Origin of the sequence: Armatimonas sp., assembly GCF_043757465.1 — a bacterium.
Lineage (GTDB): Bacteria > Armatimonadota > Armatimonadia > Armatimonadales > Armatimonadaceae > Armatimonas.
This window is the reverse complement of record NZ_JAYVPL010000094.1, coordinates 1-20,670: the sequence shown is the minus strand read 5'-3', so window position 1 is coordinate 20,670 and position 20,670 is coordinate 1. Positions and strand designations below refer to the sequence as shown.

At 55.1% G+C, this 20,670-nt stretch carries 27 protein-coding genes; 11 read left to right on the top strand and 16 right to left on the bottom strand.

Annotated features, from left to right (window positions below; all coding sequences use genetic code 11):
- The 3 genes from ACH2ED_RS12485 to ACH2ED_RS12475 form a co-directional block, all read left to right on the top strand.
- Window positions 1–555 (top strand): thermonuclease family protein (locus ACH2ED_RS12485; protein ID WP_395091478.1); only part of this gene is annotated, 555 nt, incomplete at its 5' end.
- Window positions 556–606: 51 nt separating this feature from the next.
- Entirely contained in the window at window positions 607–1,290 is a 684-nt protein-coding gene (locus tag ACH2ED_RS12480; RefSeq protein WP_395091476.1) for a hypothetical protein, read from the top strand.
- Complete coding sequence (locus tag ACH2ED_RS12475) at window positions 1,287–1,778, top strand: hypothetical protein (RefSeq protein ID WP_395091475.1); 492 nt, start codon at window positions 1,287–1,289, stop codon at window positions 1,776–1,778. The genes ACH2ED_RS12480 and ACH2ED_RS12475 overlap by 4 nt, the downstream gene beginning before the upstream one ends.
- Window positions 1,779–1,917: 139 nt before the next feature.
- On the opposite strand, the gene ACH2ED_RS12470 is transcribed toward ACH2ED_RS12475, so the two are convergent.
- Complete coding sequence (locus ACH2ED_RS12470; protein ID WP_395091473.1) at window positions 1,918–2,670, bottom strand: LexA family protein; 753 nt, start codon at window positions 2,668–2,670, stop codon at window positions 1,918–1,920.
- Between the two features lie 65 nt (window positions 2,671–2,735).
- Here ACH2ED_RS12470 and ACH2ED_RS12465 point away from each other — a divergent pair, with 65 nt between their 5' ends.
- Window positions 2,736–2,951 carry a helix-turn-helix domain-containing protein gene (locus ACH2ED_RS12465; protein WP_395091472.1) on the top strand — a complete coding sequence of 72 codons (216 nt, stop codon included), beginning with the start codon at window positions 2,736–2,738 and terminating at the stop codon, window positions 2,949–2,951.
- Between the two features lie 287 nt (window positions 2,952–3,238).
- Window positions 3,239–4,240 (top strand): tyrosine-type recombinase/integrase, encoded by a 1,002-nt coding sequence (locus ACH2ED_RS12460; protein WP_395091470.1) that lies wholly within the window; start codon window positions 3,239–3,241, stop codon window positions 4,238–4,240.
- A gap of 21 nt (window positions 4,241–4,261) precedes the next feature.
- Here the strand turns inward: ACH2ED_RS12460 and ACH2ED_RS12455 are convergent, their stop codons facing one another.
- From ACH2ED_RS12455 to ACH2ED_RS12420, 8 genes are all read right to left on the bottom strand, one after another.
- Window positions 4,262–4,936: a hypothetical protein gene (locus ACH2ED_RS12455; RefSeq protein WP_395091468.1), complete on the bottom strand. Its 675-nt coding sequence runs from the start codon at window positions 4,934–4,936 to the stop codon at window positions 4,262–4,264.
- Between the two features lie 6 nt (window positions 4,937–4,942).
- A complete protein-coding gene (locus ACH2ED_RS12450) occupies window positions 4,943–5,290 on the bottom strand; it encodes a hypothetical protein (protein ID WP_395091466.1) in 348 nt (115 codons plus the stop codon).
- Window positions 5,291–5,848, bottom strand: coding sequence for a hypothetical protein (locus ACH2ED_RS12445; protein WP_395091464.1), 558 nt, complete (start codon window positions 5,846–5,848; stop codon window positions 5,291–5,293).
- A gap of 19 nt (window positions 5,849–5,867) precedes the next feature.
- Window positions 5,868–6,710, bottom strand: coding sequence for a replication-relaxation family protein (locus ACH2ED_RS12440; RefSeq protein ID WP_395091462.1), 843 nt, complete (start codon window positions 6,708–6,710; stop codon window positions 5,868–5,870).
- Between the two features lie 16 nt (window positions 6,711–6,726).
- On the bottom strand, window positions 6,727–8,319 hold the full coding sequence (locus ACH2ED_RS12435; RefSeq protein ID WP_395091460.1) for a hypothetical protein: 1,593 nt from the start codon (window positions 8,317–8,319) through the stop codon (window positions 6,727–6,729).
- A 153-nt stretch (window positions 8,320–8,472) separates the two neighbouring features.
- A complete protein-coding gene (locus ACH2ED_RS12430) occupies window positions 8,473–8,658 on the bottom strand; it encodes a hypothetical protein (RefSeq protein WP_395091458.1) in 186 nt (61 codons plus the stop codon).
- A gap of 205 nt (window positions 8,659–8,863) precedes the next feature.
- On the bottom strand, window positions 8,864–9,919 hold the full coding sequence (locus ACH2ED_RS12425; protein WP_395091457.1) for a Fic family protein: 1,056 nt from the start codon (window positions 9,917–9,919) through the stop codon (window positions 8,864–8,866).
- A gap of 350 nt (window positions 9,920–10,269) precedes the next feature.
- Entirely contained in the window at window positions 10,270–10,500 is a 231-nt protein-coding gene (locus ACH2ED_RS12420; RefSeq protein WP_395091455.1) for a hypothetical protein, read from the bottom strand.
- Window positions 10,501–10,975: 475 nt separating this feature from the next.
- On the opposite strand from ACH2ED_RS12420, the gene ACH2ED_RS12415 reads away from it, so the two are divergent.
- Window positions 10,976–11,344 (top strand): hypothetical protein, encoded by a 369-nt coding sequence (locus ACH2ED_RS12415; protein ID WP_395091454.1) that lies wholly within the window; start codon window positions 10,976–10,978, stop codon window positions 11,342–11,344.
- 84 nt (window positions 11,345–11,428) lie between these two features.
- On the opposite strand, the gene ACH2ED_RS12410 is transcribed toward ACH2ED_RS12415, so the two are convergent.
- The 4 genes from ACH2ED_RS12410 to ACH2ED_RS12395 all read right to left on the bottom strand — a co-directional run bounded on the left by ACH2ED_RS12410 (window position 11,429) and on the right by ACH2ED_RS12395 (window position 14,023).
- Window positions 11,429–11,827 (bottom strand): hypothetical protein, encoded by a 399-nt coding sequence (locus tag ACH2ED_RS12410; protein WP_395091453.1) that lies wholly within the window; start codon window positions 11,825–11,827, stop codon window positions 11,429–11,431.
- Between the two features lie 168 nt (window positions 11,828–11,995).
- Window positions 11,996–12,613 (bottom strand): mobile mystery protein B, encoded by a 618-nt coding sequence (locus ACH2ED_RS12405; RefSeq protein ID WP_395091451.1) that lies wholly within the window; start codon window positions 12,611–12,613, stop codon window positions 11,996–11,998.
- Window positions 12,610–13,104 (bottom strand): mobile mystery protein A, encoded by a 495-nt coding sequence (locus tag ACH2ED_RS12400; RefSeq protein ID WP_395091449.1) that lies wholly within the window; start codon window positions 13,102–13,104, stop codon window positions 12,610–12,612. The genes ACH2ED_RS12405 and ACH2ED_RS12400 overlap by 4 nt, the downstream gene beginning before the upstream one ends.
- Before the next feature lie 628 nt (window positions 13,105–13,732).
- On the bottom strand, window positions 13,733–14,023 hold the full coding sequence (locus ACH2ED_RS12395; RefSeq protein ID WP_395091447.1) for a helix-turn-helix transcriptional regulator: 291 nt from the start codon (window positions 14,021–14,023) through the stop codon (window positions 13,733–13,735).
- A gap of 129 nt (window positions 14,024–14,152) precedes the next feature.
- Between ACH2ED_RS12395 and ACH2ED_RS12390 the strand changes: the two genes are divergently transcribed.
- The 5 genes from ACH2ED_RS12390 (at window position 14,153) to ACH2ED_RS12370 (ending at window position 17,588) form a co-directional block, all read left to right on the top strand.
- Entirely contained in the window at window positions 14,153–14,740 is a 588-nt protein-coding gene (locus tag ACH2ED_RS12390) for a GNAT family N-acetyltransferase (protein ID WP_395091445.1), read from the top strand.
- Window positions 14,741–14,772: 32 nt separating this feature from the next.
- Window positions 14,773–15,603 (top strand): histidine kinase N-terminal 7TM domain-containing protein, encoded by an 831-nt coding sequence (locus tag ACH2ED_RS12385; RefSeq protein WP_395091444.1) that lies wholly within the window; start codon window positions 14,773–14,775, stop codon window positions 15,601–15,603.
- Between the two features lie 31 nt (window positions 15,604–15,634).
- Complete coding sequence (locus ACH2ED_RS12380; protein WP_395091442.1) at window positions 15,635–15,835, top strand: helix-turn-helix domain-containing protein; 201 nt, start codon at window positions 15,635–15,637, stop codon at window positions 15,833–15,835.
- 238 nt (window positions 15,836–16,073) lie between these two features.
- On the top strand, window positions 16,074–16,802 hold the full coding sequence (locus ACH2ED_RS12375) for a glycosyltransferase family 29 protein (RefSeq protein ID WP_395091440.1): 729 nt from the start codon (window positions 16,074–16,076) through the stop codon (window positions 16,800–16,802).
- Window positions 16,803–16,820: 18 nt separating this feature from the next.
- Entirely contained in the window at window positions 16,821–17,588 is a 768-nt protein-coding gene (locus ACH2ED_RS12370) for an FAD-dependent oxidoreductase (protein ID WP_395091439.1), read from the top strand.
- Between the two features lie 57 nt (window positions 17,589–17,645).
- On the opposite strand, the gene ACH2ED_RS12365 is transcribed toward ACH2ED_RS12370, so the two are convergent.
- From ACH2ED_RS12365 to istA, 3 genes are all read right to left on the bottom strand, one after another.
- Window positions 17,646–17,954: a hypothetical protein gene (locus ACH2ED_RS12365; protein WP_395091438.1), complete on the bottom strand. Its 309-nt coding sequence runs from the start codon at window positions 17,952–17,954 to the stop codon at window positions 17,646–17,648.
- Window positions 17,955–18,021: 67 nt separating this feature from the next.
- A complete protein-coding gene (gene istB / locus ACH2ED_RS12360) occupies window positions 18,022–18,930 on the bottom strand; it encodes an IS21-like element helper ATPase IstB (protein ID WP_395091436.1) in 909 nt (302 codons plus the stop codon).
- Window positions 18,930–20,507: an IS21 family transposase gene (gene istA, locus ACH2ED_RS12355; RefSeq protein ID WP_395091435.1), complete on the bottom strand. Its 1,578-nt coding sequence runs from the start codon at window positions 20,505–20,507 to the stop codon at window positions 18,930–18,932. Before istA ends, istB begins: the two co-directional genes overlap by 1 nt.
- Window positions 20,508–20,670: the final 163 nt, after the last annotated feature.

Genomic DNA, 20,670 nt, shown 5'->3' with positions numbered 1-20,670 from the left:
CCAACGACGACGAGAACCACTCAGGCCAACCGTAAGAAGCGAGCGGCCATCCTAGGAACGGGAGCGGGAATCGTTGCCATTGGTGGCGGTCTCGCCACTGTTTGGCCCACGGGTAGTCGGAACCTACCCGATACCCTTCCCGCGCTTGACACCTGCCGAGTGATCGAGGTAGTGGACGGCGACACACTCCATGCGAGCTGTGATGGACTCAAAACCATCACCATTCGCCTCTTCGGAGCCGATGCACCCGAGATGAACCAGCCAAGTGGCCCGCTCGCAAGAGCTACCCTTGGAACGCTTCTGGTTGGGCAGACCTTGACCATCCAGCCCCTCCAGAAAGACAAGTACGGACGGCTCGTCGCCCAGCTCAGCACCACGGCCTATCCGAGTGTCGAGAAGCGCCAGATAGAGACCGGCCTCGCTTGGTGGTCACCGCAGTACGCTCCCGATTCCCGAGATCTGCGCCTAGCCGAAGATACCGCCAGAGCCGCCAAGCGCGGCTTGTGGTCTATGCCCGCCCCTATTCCCCCGTGGCAGTGGCGAAAAGGCCATTAGCCCCCGCTCTGCGGGGGGATCCAACATGTTAGAAAAGGAGATCCACACATCATGAGAAAAGCAACCACACTAAAAATTACCAGAGCGCCCAGCAAGCCAGCAGTAGTGCCTAAGCCCATCACGCCTCCTGTGCCGATGGCGAAGCCCCCAACGACGAAACCCAAGCTTCTTACGCGCCCCAAGCCAAAGACGACAGTAAAGCCAGCTCCCAAGCCCATCGAGACGCCACTTCTCGGGCCGTCAGTAGTCGTGACTACTCCAGAACCAACAGTGGCTTCGACTAATGAACCACTCAACCAGATCCCGCCAGAGTCACCCGTTCCGCCCCGCGCTGAGATTATCGAGCCTATTCTGGTCACCAAGCCACTCATCATCACCATCCCGCCAGCAGCATCAGCCATTTTGGCATCTTCTGGCGACAAGAAAGCCAGCGGCTATGCCGTCGTCGAGAGTGAAGCGGCACAACCCATCGTTGAGGATGCGGCGAAACTACCCGGCTACATCGTCGTCGAAAGCGATGCCAAGAAACCAGGCTATTCCGTCGTCGAGAGCGACAGCACACCGGAGCCGAATCCAGAGATCAGCACGGCAGCTCCTCCGCCTGCTCCGAAAGTGCCAACTCTCGCAATCCCTTCCGGCCATGCGCTAGAGGATGTGTCCAGCATCCAGATCGGCGACGTGCTCATCATCGCAGTTCGGGTGCAGCTCGTACCAGAGCCAGAGGTGAAGCCATGACCGAGGAGCAACGAAAGCAGAACAACGCCCAGCGCCTGACCGAGTGCAATCCGGCGTTTCGAAAGAAAGTTGCAGCAGTGCTCTGCGATCTGGAGGGGCACGGCTGGAAGCCACGTATCCAGGAAGCCTGGAGAAGCCCCACGCGGCAGAAGCAGCTCCTCGTAGATGGCTTCACGAAAGTCGGCTGGGGAATGCACAACGCAGCCACGGAGGACGGGAAACCAGACTCCTTGGCCGTGGACATCCTCGACGATGACCAGCCCAACCACGAGAGCACCCGCTTTCTGCTCATGCTGGCGGCAAGTGCCAAAGCTCATGGTTGCATTACTGGCATTGACTGGGGGCTCGCACAGGAAGACCGGGATACGATCCGCTCTGCAATCGCCAGCCGAGACTTTGAAGCGAAAGTTGAAGTTGGCTGGGATCCGTGCCATGTTCAGATCGGGGGCATCAGCGTGCAGGAAGCCAGGAACGGAGCTAGGCCATGAAAGACGAGCAGCTCTGGAAACTCTTCGTGCGAAAACCACTACGGTGGTTCTTAAGACGATTCCTCCCAGAAGAAGAAACGGACAAGGCCATCGAAACGGTCGAGGCGCTCGTTATCCTGGCGCAGAGGACAAATAGCCCTCAGTGATGGGCTGCCTGGTAGCGAGCAATACGGTGGCGCACGTTCTCAATCACGTGCGTCACCACTCCTTGGATCAGGAACCGACTCTCAGCAATACGCCCCTCGCCGTTGATCGGCTCCAGATACGGAAGTGTTTCATCATCTGGGATGCAGATTCGCTTGCAAGTCTGGCCCATCCCATCGACGAGAGCAATCACGAGGTCATCGTTCCTCACTGTCTCAGCAGGCTGCACGAAGATAATATCCCCGTCACGAAGCACGGGCTCCATGCACTCGCCACGGATGAGCATCGTGCGCAGCGGCCCCGAGAGATGCTCTCCCTCGGTCGTCTCGCCCATTATCTCGCGACCGGGTGCCGCACTGACCTCGATGGGATTGTTCAGAGCGGCGATGAAGGGGGAGGGGTCTATCTCAACGGCAAAGCTGGCGAACGGATCAACGGGCGCATCTACCCACGGATAACCCGCTGCCTTCACCGCCCCCGCGATATCGCCAAAGACCTGACCAATGGCAAACGCGATCTCGTAACCAGGGCGGCGAGCATTGGGTGAGCGCTCCGGATCGCCGCGCACGACGCGGTAGACATAGTTCTCCGTGACATCGAGTCCAGCCCGCACGAGTTGCCTTGCAAGCTCTGTGTAGAGCCAGCCTCGGGCTTCGAGACGCGGCTTCACCCAAGTTTGAAAATCGGTCTGTGGCTTGTACTCTTTCCGACGCTTATCAGAAATATCGGTGCTTTGCTTACTTGACATGATGCAATAATACCGCTACAATGCCGGAAAAGCAAACAATTGTTTTAATGGGGATTAGGAGCAGGATGATGAACGAGAAGAGCAGTGTAGTGGGGGAGCGAATGGCCTACAGTCCGGGCGAGGTAGCAGACCTTCTGGGGCTGGGTAAGAGCAAGATCTACGACATGATCCGTCGGCAGGAACTGCCCTACGTGAAGCTTGGGAGCCTTACACGGATACCGCGCTCGGCACTGGAAACCTGGCTTCGGGAGAACCTGAAAAGCGGCCCGATTCAGGGCTGATTTTTGTAGCCAATTCTGTAGCCACCCGGCGCAAAAAAGCCCTCGTTTGGGGCGCACGGAGACGGAAAGAAAATGCCCGTTTCCCTCACAAAACAGCACGAAAGAAGACCCATGCGGACACCTTTAACCTTTTTCGTAAACAGCAGGTCACCGGTTCGAACCCGGTCGTCGGCTTCACGGCCTTTAACCTGTCTCCAACGGGTTAGAGGCCATTTTACTTTTAGGCGTTGACATCTACTGTCACTTGTTGCTATACCTGGAGTAAGCTACAAGTAAAGGTGAATCAGATGACGGACGCTTTCAACACTATAACCTGGGAAGAGGCACAAAGGGAGTTTTCACTCCACCTCCAAGCCTCTCGCGCAGCTAAAACCGTGCGCTTCTACGAAGTGCAGCTTCTTGGCGTAGCCCGCTGGGCTCAGGCCAATGACATCCCTCTTACTTCCTTCGGGAAGCGGCACCTGGATCGCTTTCTGGCGGAGCGCATCAAGCTTGGCCGCAAACCCATCACCCTCCGGCACGACGCGCTCTGCACCAAGGTCTTCTTTGCCTGGTGCGCCAAAAATGATCTCATCGAGCGTAGTAACCTTGCCGAGTACGAGGTGCGCAACGCTCCCAAGCCCATGAAATACATGCCAACGGACGAGGACATGGCAAAGCTTCTACCCGCAACGCTAGACTACTGGAACCCGGAGAAGAACCCGGATTCTCGCTTCCAATCTCCCACGCGGCGCATCTTCCACCGAGATCGCAACTACGCCATCCTAATCGGCTTGCTTGATACGGCTGCTCGTATCGGGGAGATGCTCAACCTGAAGGTTGAGGACTACCGAGTGAGCGAGCGAGCCATCACTATCCGTGAGAGTAAGGGGCGTGAGCCTCGATTCATCCCGGTCAGCTCTGAGTGGGCGAAAACACTCGCCACCTGGCTCAAGATTCGAAGCAAGCTCATGGCAGGACAACCGAAAGATGAGGGTTGGCTGTTCATCACCGAGTATGGCACCCGCATGGATGAAGGGCGCTTTCTCAAAGTGCTCAAGAACACGCTCCAGTGGGTGGAACTGTCAGACCAGATTACGCTCCACTCCCTGCGGCGCTACTCGCTTAACCGGCTTGCTAAGTTTAATCTTCTGGCAGCGCAACAAATCGCGGGACATAAGGAAACCAAAACCACGCTCATCTACACTAAACTCGATCCCGACTTCATCCGCGAAGCCCATGCCAGTGTCGCGGTCGTGAAAAACATCATGGGGAGCAAGCGGGAGGAGCGCCGCAAGCGGCTTATCTAGCCTCCTACTTTACTTGCATCTCTACTTAGCTGTCTGTACCTCCTCCCAAGAGCGCTTTAGAGCCTCCCGTCCCCGTTTCAGGGCGGCTCTGGAGCGCCCCACCACGACGAGAGTAAAGCGGCGAGGATTCAGGCGCGAGCGACGCACAGCGCGAAGCCAGGAGGCCATATCCAGATCAACCCGCTCTGCCAGGTAGATACTCTGGAGGCCAAACACGCTCGCTTGCACTCGTCCTCGCGTAAAGAGTTGCAAAACAAGTGGCCCGAGCAGAGCCAGCAGCAACACTCCCGCCCCCACCTGGGCCACCAGCCCCACGAAGGAAAAAAGCGGCGAATCGGAGGGAAGCGGCTTGTGGTGCTTCATTAAGCCATCCAGTGCCCGGCTCAGGGTAGTCAACCAGCCCGGATTGCGGCTCTCCCAGAGATAGAGACTCCCCAGAGCGATGCAGATCCCGAAGGCTTTTTGCAGCCCACCCAGATTCAGAACGCAGTGACCTACCCCCACCGCTAGATCGCTTTCCCCGCAGCGCAGACAGGCATCGGCTCCACGGCGGTTTGGGGTGCTCTCGCTTCCGCACTGACGGCAGAACTGGCGCTCCTTGTCCAGGTACTTGGCGCAGTAGGGGCAGAAGCGAGCACTTCCCTCGACGGGCTGAATCGTCCGTGTGCAGTGGTAGCAGTAGTAGATCAGGCTCATTATTTTTTACCTTCCATTGGCGTAGAAAACGTAGTCGGTGGCAGTCATCACGGTGGTCGAGTCTCCTTGCCTCGTGACCACATAGACCACCGAGGAGCCTACAGGGTAGGCGGAGACCGCCGGATAGCGGGCATCGCTGATAGCTCGCTGGTTGCGCTCTCGTTGGTCAGGGTCAATCACACCGAAGTCTCCTGAAGCGTGTTTCTTCACGAACTCTATTGGAGCTATCCCTAGTGCCTCACAGAGAGCAACGGCGTTTGGCGTGGCCGCGATAGTGCCGATGTTGAAGCAGGACATACGGAGCTGGAGCATCGAAGTGCTACTCTTGCCAAAGAGGCCATCGAAGAGTCCCATTTACGGAGTTCCTTTCTTGGCGCGTTTGCCAAAGAAGAGCGCAAGAATAAGCCGTCCTGTGCCCAGCAGCAGTCGTAGGCTCAGGCTCCAAACGTAGTCAATGGTCGTCATGGGAAGATTTCGCAGTCGGTAGCTCAGATAGCCTCCCTGACCCGGCAAGCGGCGCATTAGCTCACCAGCACAGGGAGCGATAAGAAAAACGCCTATCAGAATCCAGGTGAGATACTGCTGAAGCTGCATAACATCGGAGCCAGTCACGTTGCACAGCAGCCAGGTGCCTCCCGTTGCAGCCCCGGAGAGTAGCGAGCTTCGGTAAGCGATAGCTAGCTTGATGAGCGCTAATAGAGCCAGTCCCGAGAGCAGTGTCGCTGTCCAGCCCAGCGGAATCCCGATGGCTGCATCCGAGAGATTCACGCCGGGGCACTTTACGCACGATGGCACACCCGGTGTATTGCGGTGGTCACAGTCCTGACAGATCGAGGCTCCCCAAGAGCTGCGGCACCAGGGGCAGTAGTCCCCTTGGGGAACGAGTCGTCGGCAGCGCGTACAAAAAATCATGGATACATCCTCCTACACCTTACATGTCATCGCTTACGAAACCAGGGACAGGGAGATTTATGAAGGACAAGGGATTTATTGAAAACTCCTGGAGAGTCGTGAAGTGGTACATGCCGGAGGCGTCTCTCTCTGCGGCGCGGCGAAGCGTATCAGCACGCCGTGTGGTGGTGGTCAGCGTCCAGATGTCAAAGACAAAGCGATCTGTGTAGTGCTTGGCAAAGAGTCCCGAGGTGAGAAAGCGCCCCGCCAGCTCGCGCTTGTGTTTCCATTCCTCCTGCGAGGTATGACCCAGGTCTATCTCCAGGAAGGAAAGATTGCCGTTGCCTTCCCAGCGGTAGCTAATAAGGGCATCGGGGCGAAACGACTCCCCACGCTCTTGCCCATCCGCAAGTCGAGCCCGCCAGCTATGGCACACCTCCGGCTGGAAACTCTCCAGGCGGAAGTGCGGCTCGGTTTTCCCTAGCACCGCAAGGACGACTCGCGCTTGGGCTATCTCCAGAGCGTGGGCGAGTGCGGTTGGGCTTCCCAGACGTACTCGGCGACGAACTATATCCCTGTCTAAGCCCAGCCGTGCTGCGAGAATAGGGACTGCCTGTGAACCCAGGCGATAAACCCACTGTCCTGAGGAGCCAGGACTGCTGGCAGGAGTGAGGGTGGAGAGCGGCCCGAGCGGGAGCGGTGCGCCTACGATCAGCCGTGCTTGGCTCAGACTCTGGAGCCGTCGGTTCACACGCCGCAGACCGCTCTCCTCGAAGTGGAGAGCCTGAAGCTGCCCACGAAGCATCGCACCATGTTGGTAGAGATCGGTCAGAAGGCACTCGTCGCGCTCCGTCAGTCGAATAGCACCTGAAACTGTTTTCACGGCTTACCTACTTCTTTCACGGTTCGTCTACCTCGATAATCTCGATTGCGTTGCTACTGGCATTTGAGCGCCGTTTCCTAACCACTGGAGATACTTGGGTCTGTGGGGGAATACTACGGCTCTCGTGAGCGGCTATCTCCGCCTCGACATCCGCAACCGGTCTTCCAAAGTGCTCCAAGGCTTTCTGACGCACCGCAGCGACCAGCGCCTTGTCCACTTTGGGGTCAGGGCTGTAGTGGCACTGGATACGTCGAATCGGGCGACCTCCTTCGGCAAAGATTGCCTCGCCGGGCTTCTGTGTGATGAGCCAGTGACGCAGAATCGCCTTGGACTCCCCATTGGGCGCGGGCAGTTCCGAGGCAAGTGTGTCTGCATCACCCCCTCCACAGGCGAAGTAGATCTGAGAGCCCGTGGCGTTTCGCAGAATCGAGCGCGTCTTGCTATCGAGTTGCGCGGCGGACTGGTGCAGCGCCAGTAGGTGAAGCCCATAGCGCCGCCCTTGACCGGCAATATCGGTCACCAGGCTATGGGAGCCCTGAAAGAGGGCGAACTCATCAAGTGTCAGAAAGAAGCTAGCGCTGGTATCGTCCTGGATATCCGATAGGAGCCTATCAGAGCGGATAAAGCTTCGGGCGATGGACTGGATGAGAAGTCGTCCGATGAGGCTTGCTCCCTTGTCTCCGATCTCGTTGGAGGCAAGAGCGCAGAGCAGAATCGTGCCAGGCTTGGTCAGTAGACTCCGCAGGGGCAGTGTCCCCTGGCGCATCCCCAGATGGCGGCGAACGGCAGTCAGAGACGTTAGGGGCGAGACTTTGTTGAGAATCGCTGACACCATAGTGGGGCTTTCTATCAGGCTGGTGAAGCGAGTGCGGAAGAAGCGTAAAAGGCTCGGATCTGTGATCGTGGCGAGCACCTCTTGGCGAAAGTGGGCATCCAGCAGGAACGGCTCGATGTCCAGCAAAGTCCCGATCTTCTCCTTACCTACACTCGTGGAGTGTGCCAGAGCAAGAAGCGTGTAGCGTAGTAGCTCCCCCGATGCTGGCCCAATCTCGTAGACATCGTCAAAGCAGTCGTAGCAAAACAGGGCCGCAGCGCTCGGGTCAGTCCCCGTATCCCTGAGTGGGTTCCAGCCAACGCAGTGGGGAACCGTTTGTGCCCAGGCGTGATGCTGTCGAAAGTCAATGAGCACTATTTTAGAAACGAGCTGATCCTCACGGTAGCGCCCACAGAGCCGTCGTAGCACCCGGTCAATCAGGTCGCCTTCGGGGTCCATGCAGCCGACACCACGCTCTGCACCCTCCATAGCAACGGCGATGTCGTGATCCATGAGCTGGAGGGCAAACGAGGTCTTGCCACTGCCAACCGTTCCCGTGCCGTAGAGATGCCGCCGCCTTAGCTCCATGAGAAACGTGACCGTGGGTGGCTGATAGGCCGCTCCTAGGCGACGCTGCTGGATGGGGTCTGGCAACTCCTGCCCGATCTCCAGTAGCTCTTCCACAGGAGACTTGGTAAGTGTTAGGGGAGCCTTGGCCTTACGTTTGAAGCGGGGCCTGCCCCCACCCCCGGCCAGTAGTGTAATAGTAGAAATAATCCAGTGAGAAAGAGACATTGACGCAAGCTTTCTTTTCAAGAAGCGAGAGGAAATATACTCAGGCGAGCCTAGCCCGGCTTTTGTGAGGAGAAGGGCTAGGAAAAGTAGAGCTAGGTCGGGAACGGCTTCCAGCCCCCATGCTGGCCCTACTAAAGAAACCCCCTTGTCCGCCTAAAACTCGGCTATTCTCTCCTCGCGTCGGGTGGCTCGTCTCTCGGCTTTTCCGTAGCGAGAGCGCTTGCCACCGTGGCAACCGGCTGCATTTCCGCGCCGGTAAGCCTGCTGTGCGAGCTGCGAGTGCTTGTGAAGTACATCAAGTACGGTGGGGCGGGGGATGACAATTGCGTAGCGTTTCATGGAAGTAGTGCAATGTTTCATGGAGTCTTTTCTCTTTTCTAGATCCCTCTCGTGTGGGTTCAAGAATCCCATGATCTTCGCTACGTTTTCAGGGACACAATAAAAACCGTAAACGGTTCCCTTTTGGTAGCCCCCAATTTTAGGGTTTGTTCAATTGGAATGAGAGAAGCTTTGTTTTTAGGAGAGCAGCTAACTTGAACGTTGACTAACTCAATTTCTCCCACGCGGCAGCGGGCCCCCGGCCCATCGGGCGTATCTTGCCCCCAGCCTTCAACTCCTCCAGCACCCGCATGATCGTCGGGCGGCTCACGTCAGGGCATGCCTTTTCAATGTCAGCATAGCGGAACGTATGCCCCAGCCGAGTGATGACATCAATCACCAGCTCACGCTTAGCACCACGACGCGCTGTAATCGCACCAGCACGGCTGGAGAACTCACGGTAAGCCGAGAGGACAATCACCCCCGTCAAGTATTCCCACCAGCGCGTCAGACTATGCTCGCCCGCATGCCAGCCCTGCGAAGCGGCTTGCAAAGTCTCGTAGTAGCCTTCCTTCTGCTGCTCTATAACACGCTCCAGGGAGATGTAGCGCCCTACCTCGAAGCCCTCCTGGTAGAGAAGGAGCAAGGTCAGGAGGCGGCTCATGCGCCCGTTGCCGTCGCTAAAGGGATGGATGCACAGGAAGTCCAGCACGAAGGCGGGGATCAGGAGCAGGGGATCAACCTCGCCACTCTCCTTGACCTCACGATAGCCGTCACAGAGCTGGCGCATCGCTTCGGGGGTCTGCCAGGCAGGAGTCGGCTCAAAGCGCACCACACGGGTGCCATCAGCCCTTGTCTCCGCAATGAGGTTGTCGCTGGGCTTCCATGCTCCACCCCGGTCGCCGTCACCCACGAACCGATAGAGATCACGGTGAAGCTGGAGGATGGTACCCGGCGTGACGGGGATGTGCTCAAAGCTGGTGTGAATCGTTGCCAGAACGTCGCGGTAGCCTGCTATTTCCTGCTCAGAGCGGCCTGAAGGTGCTCCGCCCCTCTTGACCAGCTCCTTGAGGCGCTCGGGATCTGCCTCGATGCCTTCGATACGGTTGGAGGACTCCACGCTCTCGATGGTGGCCGACTGCTTCAGGTTCTCCAGTATCTCCGGTCGCTGCTGGACATAGAGATCGTGCTGGCCTTTTAGCTCCCCCACCTGGCGCAGGCTCTGGGCTAGTGCGAGGGTGATATTCTGCTTTCTGAGGTAGTCGAGAGTGAGTGAGTGCATGGCTTATTTATATCACGAAATCACCCCATGATACAATAACCATATCATTCATGAGTACATTCTGGTGCTCTGGAATATGCTCTGACAGCGACTTCCTAAAGAACATCTGTGGTATGCAAGTACAACAAGCAGCAAAGCTGAGAACCGAGTGGGGTGGCAAGCCCTGCGATCATCCCAAGTTGGTGGCAGAGTACGATCAGGTACGCCTGACGGGAGACCTCGTCTGTATTCAATGCGGGGCAACGTTCGCCCATGCCGATGCTGACAGTTTCCGGCGACAAGAACGCAGTAGATAGGGTTAAGTGGCGCAAGTGCGTCAAGGTACCCCTTCGTCTGCCGGGAGCGCTTGTTTATTCCCGAGGGACGTTTGACTGCCCCGGCGCTTTGCTCATGCCCGTATCACTTTCCATAGCCACACGTAGCAATTGACGAACCACTCCCGAGAGCCCCTCTGGTTGGCGCTTTGCCCAGTCAATCAGCTCTGGCTCCAGTAGGAGGCTGGTGAGCTGCGTCTTGAGCCCTGGTGGTCGCCCTGGGCCGATTCTGTTTTCGGGTAGTTGAGTGATTGGTGATGTGTCCATAGTCTAAGAGTAGCATTACTTATATATATATTCAATACTTGACAAGCCGTTAATAGTTATATATATAAATAATGACTGATAAAGAAATCAGTCCAAGTAGATCCCTAACAACTCGATTATGAAGAAATAACAGCCACCAAATCTTATCCACCTATTTTAACTAGAGTCGCTATGGAAACCTCAGATATTTCCTTTATCATCTCGGTCATTGGACTCGCAATTGTCTTCACGATTACCGACCCTCGGCTTATAAAATGGCTGCTAAATGTGGGGGCACCACGACAGACTGGAATCTCATCAGAAAAGCGCTCCCCTCGAAGGAAAAACGCTTAGGCGAACACTAAAGAGTTCTCTCAGGATTGTCAACCTGAAAGCGATAGTGCGCTAGGGTCTTCTCAAAGGCCCTAGCGCAGAACACTTAAAACTTAGACCGACTTGACAGAAACTTTAACTATAAGAATAATTTGAACTTATCATGACCATGTCTCCCTATGACTACCTGAAAAAAGGAGCGAAATTTGCTCCGGGTAAATTTTACTTTAGCCAGAATGCTCTCGATGCTATTAAGCAATCGGGACTGAATCCGGGCAGGTTAATGGATCGGCATCTAGGAATGGATTGGGAACAGATAGGCTGCGGCTCTCTGATAGAGCAACTCAGAAATGATGTTGCCGCTGGTGCTGCTATCCAATCTACCCATGGGCTTCCAACAGGTGCTGTCATCATTATCGAAACCCAGGAAGATCGCTCCCAAACGATCATGTGTACGCAGGAAGAGGCTCCTAAGTACCTACCCGATAGCTTTCCCCTTAAAGAGGGACGGTTAGTCGCGGCACCTCTCTAGAGAGAACACTTAACCTGGGAGCTAGCGGCGACAGCTTCTAGCTCCCAGGGGATCTGGGTTGGTTACTTGAGATATTGAGCTGGGTTACCCGACTGCCTGCTTGAAAGCAACACTCCCAGACTCGTTGACATCCACGACCAGGCTTCCCGCCAGTACCCCATCAAGCAGTGCCTTGTTCAGATCGAGGGCGACTTGGCGCTCGGGTGCGTTTTGTGCCTTGGCACGGCGCACGCGGGTGGTGAGCACTTTGAGTTCCGCATCCTCAGCATGAACACCACGCGCCCAGTTGACTACTGCCAGTGCCTCTTCCTGGCTAGCACCGCTTGCGCCACGGCCCTTGAGGAGCGAATCAATCAGGATGGCTGTCTGTGCTGCATGATCCACCGTGGTGCTTCGCCGTCGCCGTCGCACCACGGGCGTGGCTGCTACTGGCTCTTCCGTCGTTGCTACCGCTTCCGTGGCGGCTTTAGGTCGTCGTCCCATTATCTTCTCTGTCCTTTGCTTGTATGAAGATCCGAATCGCCCTCTCGCGATCCGATCTCCCTTGACTTGACTCTCTTTGTACCCTACGTGAGACTCTTTGTACCCCACAATCGCGGGGAATCCTTTCATGGCCCCAGAGTACTACCGCAGCTATGAATGCGATTGTGGCTATGTTCGCACGAAAGCCAGCAAAGGCTCGAAGTCTCCCCGATCTGCTTGTCGAAGCGCCGATAGATAAGCGCTCCGAACATCGCTACTCTGGGTAAGCAACGTCCCGCCTGTGTTGGCTCCTTCAGTTATGGATCTTGCCCCCCAAGAGAACATGGGGAGCCCTTGGTAGTGCATGAGAAGGTCTGCGGCCAGGCGGGCATGGCGACCATTGCCATTGGGGAAGGGATGGATCAGAACGAGCCGGTGATGGAAGCGCACTGCAAGCTCGTCCCAACCAAAGACCTGGTGCTCTACCTGATAGGCAACGTCCCCACACAGCGCCGCCAGCGCAACGGGAATCTGAGTCGGTACCACTCCGATGTTAGTCTCGCGCTTTCGGAACTGCCCTGCCCAGCGCCAGGTGATGTTAAACATACGCTCGTGGAGCCGTGTTAGTCCGTTGGAGGTAAGCAGATCACGCTTCAAGGTACGGCTCCGTAGTGCCCATTGAAGTGCCGAGGCGATGTTGCGGGCCTCGAACTCATTGAGCTCTCCTTGGGTGGTTAGCCCCGGAATAAGCCCCTGGATAGTGTCAGGATCAAGGGGTGTTGCTCCCTCGGGATAGTCGAAGGTCAATGGCTATGGCCACCCTGCTCATAGTCATCCTGCTCCCAGATTTGACGGCTCATGGTTCGCACCAGCTCGTCGGCCAGCTCCTGAACCTGTGCTTTCCTGTCCTGTGGCGTTGCGCCTTGCGCTTCCAGTGCCATCGAGTGCTCCACCCGTGCCAGAAGCTTCTCAGCGGCTTGGGTCGCTTGGACTCTGAGTAGCTCCTCTAGAGACCCTTCCACCGGCACGATGGCATAGACGAGGCGACAGTTCATACCCTCTGCCACTCTCCTGAGGGTCTTGATCTCGATGGTTCCCGCCGCTTCTGACTTCTCCAGTCGGGCGATAGTGGGCTGCCCTACTCCGACTCTCTCAGCCAGCTGACGTGCACTCATGCCCAGTGCTTCGCGCAGCTCTCTAATCCAGCCGTTTCGTGGGGTGGTGAGATTGGCAATACTGGCAAGCTGTCGGTTGAGCTGCTGTCGCCTAAGCCGCCTCGCACCAGTTCGGTTAATCATGAGGAAATTATATCATGAAGAACATAAATCGATCTGTGTTTTATATCTTACAGGGCATAAAGATGATTTGAATCTATGCATTACAAGTACGGATATGTGTCGTTTAACTAGGCTGTCAAGAGGAAGATTGGGTTGGTTGTATCGTCCCCTGCTCGATCAAAAAAGCACAGGGATCGCAGTCCAGTGCGCGAGCAAGAGCCAGTAGTTCAAGATCAGTCACTGTTCTAGTGCCTTGCTCGATTCTGAGAACTTCTAGTCGGTCAGGGTTCCAATCGCCATGTGTGGCCGTAGCAATGCGGGCACAGAGGGAATCCTGCTTGATTTTGAGGGAACGCCGCCTCGTCCGCACTGCAAGCCCCACCTGGTTACTTCTCCCTTCAGCGGTACGAAGTCGAGGGCCACCTAAGGGCATCCTATTGTCTCCCGGTATATCTTTGGCTCCTGCTGCATACCGAGCATTCTCTCGCCCTAGTGGTACAATTAGGTTCAGTCAATTGAACTTAGTGCAGTAGTCTGAAACTTTAGCATGCAAAGCGAGAGGGGGAAAGTAGGGCGAGTATTGGTGTTTGCGCCGTAAGCAAGTAGCACAGATCGACGGCAAACCTTGGATAGGAACGTTACCAAGAACCTAGTTTTCAGTCGTTTGAAAGAGAATTTGGGTATCGAGCAGTTCGATGAGGGAGCAATCAAGGACACGGCACAGGGCTATGACTTCGAGGTCTGAGACAATTCGGGTGCCACGCTCGATGCGAACAATGTCGCGCCACTGCGGTGTCCAACGTCCCTGTGTCACTTCGGCGAGTCTGCCACAGAGGTTGTCTTGGGTGAGTTTGAGCGCTTTGCGTCGCTCTTTGAGGGTAGTGGCAACCTGGTTAAGCTTGCCATCTTGGGTGCGAAGGCGGGGGGAGCCAGTGGGCATGGGTGTTCTCGCAAGCTACCTCTTGGTAGCAGTGAGCCTATTATCACGGTAGGATCAAAGGAAAGGACTACCTATAGGTAGTAAGAAAGGAGCCATATGCTACGAACCGAAAGAGCAGACGATGAGGTCATGTCAGAGAGAGTCATTGCGCTCTTTGAGGGAATCGCTGCGGCAGAGAGCTGGCAGCCTGGCGATCAGCTTCGGGCACACTCTTCCCGCTCGGTTTACTTCGGAGTGTGGGATGAAACCAAACTTATCGGCGGGCTCCAACTCGTCACACCGGACGAGGCAGGTGAGGTTCCTACGCATCTCGTCTGGCCTGAGCTTCCCGTCCAAGACAAAACGTCTGGAGTGCTGCACGCGGCGGTGCTGGCGGTGCTTCCCGAGTACCGAGGCAAAGACAGCGGCGTGGCGTTTTGGCAGCTTGGCTCCGCCTTCTGGCGTTACTGTGTGGAGCAGAACGTCAAGACCGTCTGGCTGGAAGCCACTCCCAAGATGCTCCGGTGTTATCGCCTTCTGGGCTGGCCGCTAGTGGTGATCGGGGAATTGCGAGAGCACTGGGGGGAACCCTGCTACCCTTGTAGCCTCTCGGTTCGGGAAGTCGCCGGTTCACTTGCCGAGCGCGCACTCGTCTCGACGACGTATCGAAGTATCTTCACTGCTGCTCTACAGCCCAAAACTCCCGAGCTACAGCCCAGGCCTCTTACCACCGCTTGAGGCCACAAGACGAATGTGAGAGGATGCGCTGGATGAACTCCGTCCTCGCTGAAGTCCTCTACGCTCTGTGCTCGCTTGTACTGGCGGGTACCTCGATCTTCCTCCTGGTGCGCGAAGGCCGCTCTCCTGTTGTGCGCTGGTTCGTGGCCTCGTGCTTGGCGCTGTTGGTCTGGGTTGTCACGCTGTTTCTGTTCAGCCGCTCCGACGACCCCAGCTATATCCTGCTGGTGGGGCGTGCGAACTTCGCCGCTGTGAGCCTAGCGGTTTACTTTGGCTTTCGCTTCGTCAAGTCGGTCGCCGCACTTCCAGCCCGCTCCAGCGATACCTGGCTGCTTTGGCTCTCTGTGACTATCTCTATTGTTGCCGCTACAACCCCGTGGATTGATAAGGTTGAGCTGGTTGGCGTGGGTATTGCTGGCGGGCATGAAACCATCTATGGTCCGCTCTTCGTCCTCTACGTGGCTCATGTCGTAGGTATGCTGGCTGCGACGCTCTGGCTGGCATTTCGCTCCAGTGACCGGGTGGCTTCACCGCACCGAGATCAGTTATTGCTTTTGGGTTGGGGCACTCTGGCGACTGGGGTCGTCTCCCTCTTGACCAACGCCCTGCTACCCTATACATTCGATGACTTCCGCTGGATTGACATTGGCCCACTCTCGACATTGCTGTTCTTGCTTGCGGTGGCCTACGCGGTGATCCGCCACCAGCTCTTCGATATCCGTGTATTCGTTCGCCGTGCTGTTGTGCTCGGTGTTGCACTCTCACTGGTTCTGGCCTTCTCCTTCGATCCCATCCGCCGCTTCCTGGAGGGGCGAATAGACAAGCTGCTCTTCCTCGAGCATCGCACACGTCGCCGGGCCTGAATGCTGTCTCCCGCTGAGTTATACTGTGGGCATGGCTGAGAGTGGAGACGATCGGGATTTATTGACTGTGGAGCAGGCGGCAAATTACCTCCAGCTCTCGACCTCCTCGATCCGCTCCTACATCCGATCAGGGAAGCTGAAAGCGTTTCGTGTGGCGGGCCTCCGTAAGGTTTTGATCCAGCGCGGCGACCTGATGGGGCTTCTGGAGCCAGCGCGGCCTACAGAACTTTGAAACACCACTCCCTCCGTTCCGGTCACCGCACCATACGTTGTCGTTTACTCGAGGCTCGAACCCCCTAAATGCGCGAATTTCCGCGCCATCATGGGACTTGATAGGCGGCTCACCAAGTGTCAACCTCACCAATTAGCGGCCAAATCAGTTAAGAAATACGCCAGATTCACCCACTATTTTTTGACACTTTTAGGCGAGCATATTGTGGTTTCTTATTCATAGGAGTTCTTGATCATCTATGGAAACGAACTATGCCAGGGAACAGTCTTCGTCTCGACAGCAGAGCACCTTTCAAGATTTCAGCAAATTTTTGCTTGAAAAATCGGTTGTGGTCGTTTGTCCCTCGAAAGCATTAGAAGGAAAGGGCCTCGGTTCGTTCATTGACAGTCACGATGTAGTTGTACGGCTCAATCAAGGGTACGAATATCCGATCTCAAAGTCCGGCGATTTCGGTACGAAAAGCTCACTCTGTTACCATTATCTTTCTGCGGCGAACGAATTTCGCTATGACTACAATCTTTCCCGCATGAAGGAGGCTGGCATTCAGTTTGTAGTAATCCCACCCCGGCCCGAGTCAGAGAACCTTGGGATCTTCCTGCAACGTAATAGTTCAGTCATGTTGCCCTTCGTACTCTTTGACGAAGCAATCATGAAATGGGTTCGTAACCATGTGCCAGGCCTTCCCTTCCTAGGTGTTCTTGCTGTCGCACATCTTTCCCGCCAGCCCATACAGTCCTTACACATCCTGGGTATGAATTTTTTCAACACCGGACATTTCGTTGGCTACGACAAGAGAACCGAAGATGAGCAAATAGCATACGCACTCAACTCTCAAAATGATGCTAGAGGACTACAAAAACAGCATTTTATTCCACCTCAAAAGGTATTTATTAACCATATCTTAACGAAAAATCTGAATGTGACATGTGACGAGGATCTCAAAGAGTCCCTGGGCGGCTCCCTGTGAAATATAAGGAGAATCAATATGGAACGCAAACAACTTGATGTAGATGTCGTTGTTCTAGGCGGAGGATGTGTTGGGTTATTTATTGCTTGGCGATTGCTACAACGGGGTTATAGTGTCGCCTTGATTGAGCGTAATCGGGAACTAGCAAACTCCCCTTCTACACGGAATGAAGGTTGGCTTCATGCTGGAACTTATGGAGCTGTTGCTATTGACGATGCTGTTGCAGCGAATATTGTGGCTCAGCGTTGCCAGTACGGATTCAACATCATTGAACGACACTTTCCCGATGCTCTTGTGCAGGAGTGGTTGACGCCGACTCTGGCAGTGCTCACAAATACGGCAATGATTGACCATGTCGTAGATCGCTGGAACTTCTCAGGAGTCCAGTATCGAGAGGTTTCGAATGCGCAGGCGAAGAAGGAAGCGCCAGAGTTCCTGTTTCCAGAGAAATGTCTTACCTTTAAAGTACAAGAACGATCTATGGACACAAGATATCTTTTGGACAGTGTTTTGCGCGCCTGCCAGGCATATCCAACATTCCACCTGATGCTACACTCTCATGCTTTTGCACTACAAGAAAATACCGTGCTCATAGAAGATTGGGATACTGCTGATCCAGTAGGTAGTGTCACCGCGCATACGTTCATCTATAGTGCTGGTGCTGGAATCGCAGATTTGGTTCAACGCTTCCATAATCAATCCCTAGATGTTCGCGCCTTCAAGACCCCGTTAATTGTGGCAGAACGAATTCTAGGTGCGAACATTGTCTGCCTGATGCCGCAGTGATTTTGTCAATCTATTTTGGCCCCTTTTGATACTTTCATTTGGCCCCACCCAGACCCATCACGATTCGAGAACTAAGCTCTCGCTCGGGACGGCGACGCGGGGCGAAGCCCCGTCCAAACCAACAGCCTCGTCCATAAAGGCATCAATCAGGTTATCCAGCATCGAATCTATCGAACTGGCACGACAACGATTAGCAAAGCCAGAACCATTTCGGGCGGCGCACACAATCGCTGACTGCAATCGCTCTAAACGATCATGCAAGCCAGCAAGAGCAGCACGATCCACAGATACCAGTTTGGCCACATGGCGAGCACGATAGGCAGCCTGCTTGGACGCTGCGCAGTCAAACTCTCTAGGACGAGCCATCTAAATCACCTCCTTTCATGTCATAGGCTCCGAATCGTATTCGCATGCTCTATATCGTAACGTTACTTTACTCACCAGAAGCATCAGAATCACCTTTCAAAACGGAAACCTCAGCCTCGATATCTACTGAAGGGGCGGAGCGTTTGGAAGAGCGCTGACGAGTCTCCATTGTCCGACGGAAACGATACGAGTCAGAGCCGGTTTCAAGGATGTGAGCACGATCCGTCAAACGATCCAACAGGGCTTTGCAAAGACGAGCATTACTGAAAACCTGAGTCCACTCCGAAAAGGGTAAATTCGTCGTGATTATCACAGCACCTTTCTCAGCACGGTCAGAAATCACCTGGAACAGAAGCTCCGCTCCCAGCTCACCCAGAGGAACGTAGCCAAGCTCATCAATAGCAATCAAGTCGTAACGAGCCCAACGGGAGAGTGCACGACCAAGTTGGTTATGGTGCTGAGCCTCAACGAGTTCATTGACCAAACCCGTAGCCGTCGCAAAACGAACCCGCTTCTTCTGACGACATGCAGAAACACACAAACCCGTCGCAAGGTGCGTCTTGCCCGTGCCGCTCTCCCCAAGAAGAAGCACAGGCTCGCTACGAACCAGATACCCACCCTCCGACAAATGCAGAACCTGGCTCGCCGAAACACGAGGCGCTTTGCTAAAATCGAAATCTTCCAGAGTCTTTAGACGGGGAAGATGCGCCTCCCTGAGGCGATTCGAAACCGTGGTACGCTCACGCTCTTCTCGCTCGGCTGCCAGCAATGCCTCTAAATACCGAAGATGACTTTGCCGGGTTCTTATGGCTTCCTGCGCCAAAGCATCGCATTGCACACTCACTGTAGGGAGACGCAAGATTCGGCAGTGCTCTCGAATCGTCGCCTCATCCAAAGCTTGGAGATTAACGGGCAGGGCAGTGTCGTTGAAACCAACGGAAGCACCGTTGAAAGGAACTTGAGTGTCAAGGCTCATTACAGTGCCTCCTGAAGCGGGATTTGACTTACAGAGAGGTCAGAACTCAAAAATTGGTCATAGATATTTACCTCAGGCAAAGGACGCTCGAAGCAAGAGAGGTAACCAAGAACAGAGCTTGGCAACGGCTCAGCGAGTGGGGAGCTTTGAGGCACGATTGCCTGCGTGAGCAAATACTCCACGGAGGCAGCATCGCTACAGCCGAGCTTCAATGCCTCCTCAACGGCTTTTACGAGCACAGATTCTCCATGCTGACGACCCAAAATAAGCAGATCCACCATCTGACGAGTGCCCTCACTTTGACCATGACGAACTTTCAAACGCTCCCAGAGCTGGTCAAAACAATCAAGCCACTTACCCGCAGCTTTCCACTGAGAGAGCGGTTTCGAACCCGCAAAAGCACCCGGCTTGCGGTGCAGAACCTCCAAGTAGTGCGTCAACTCAAGGATCTGCTGACCACGCTCATAACAACGCTCATGAAGGGCGACTCGTAGGCCGCAATGCCAGACCTCCACACACGAGGGCAGCACTTTGACCTGAACTTTCGTGCCGGAGGGTTGAGCTACCGAGTAGCAATTATTGTCGGCCTGGACACAGCCTTTACGGTCAACCACACTAAAGCGGCTATCAGCCAGGTCAAATCCCTCACTGGCAAGAGCCAAGAGGTGAGCACACTCTTGTTGCATACCCAAACCCACACTTTGCGCACGATCCCCAATCATTCGCTTCTCGTCCTCACGGCAGCTAGCAAGCAGAAGCAGATTCAAAGCAGCAAGGTCTGCTACTTGAGGAACGGGCACGAAGTGATTGCGCCGAAAATAGCCCACTTCTCCCTCAACACCGCCTTTTTCCTCAGGAGAGGCGGGCATACAGAACTCAGAATTGAAGTGCCAATGAGAGCGAAAGGCGACAAAACGGATAGTCTGCTCACGAACATGACCGCGAAGAACCTTCTTGACGGCACTGCTGAGGTTGTCATAGCGTAGGGTGGCAAACACTCCACCAAAGTAAGCAAAGCCATACTCGTGCGCCTCCAAGAATGCCTGCTGGGTGGCGCGAAAGTAGGCACGGTGGAAGGCGGCTCCGCTCTTCATGCTCCGCATGGCGAATACCTGGACTTTGACGCGTTGACCCGCCATGTCCACATAAGCATCGTACCAATCAATCTGTGCCTCGTGTCCCCAATCATAGACTTGAGGAATAAAGGTTTCTCTGGACGAGAGACCCATCTGATATTTGCGTTGGCGAACATAGGCTCGCACCGTTGAAGCCGCCACAGGGAACTGGGGAAGCTCTTGCTGGAGACGCACGAAAATGCGCTTGGCTGTATGTCGCTGCTTGCGAGGTGCATGTTTATCTTCCGTAAGGATCTGATCTATGAACGCCTTGACAGGCTCTATTTTGGGGCAAGCCCGCTCTGGTTGTTTGCGCTCCGGTGGAACGGCACTGGCAATAGCCTGTCTGACCATTCGTCGGTGGATGCTGAACTTGTTAGCCAGTCCACGAATGGTGCCGCCGTTGAACTCATACTCACGGCGAATCTGTTCGAATAACTCCACTTTATTTCTCCTGTCCATGGCACCTCCCCGTGAAAGCCGAATCCCAAATCTCTAGGATTTTGAAAATCTCTAGGATTTATGGGTGTAACGGCTCAGCTATCCGTTTGGAAGGCCGGTAAAATCGGATCACCTCGGAAAACGGAGATCAAGGCATCCAGGCGATTCAAGCCTTGCTTGCCAC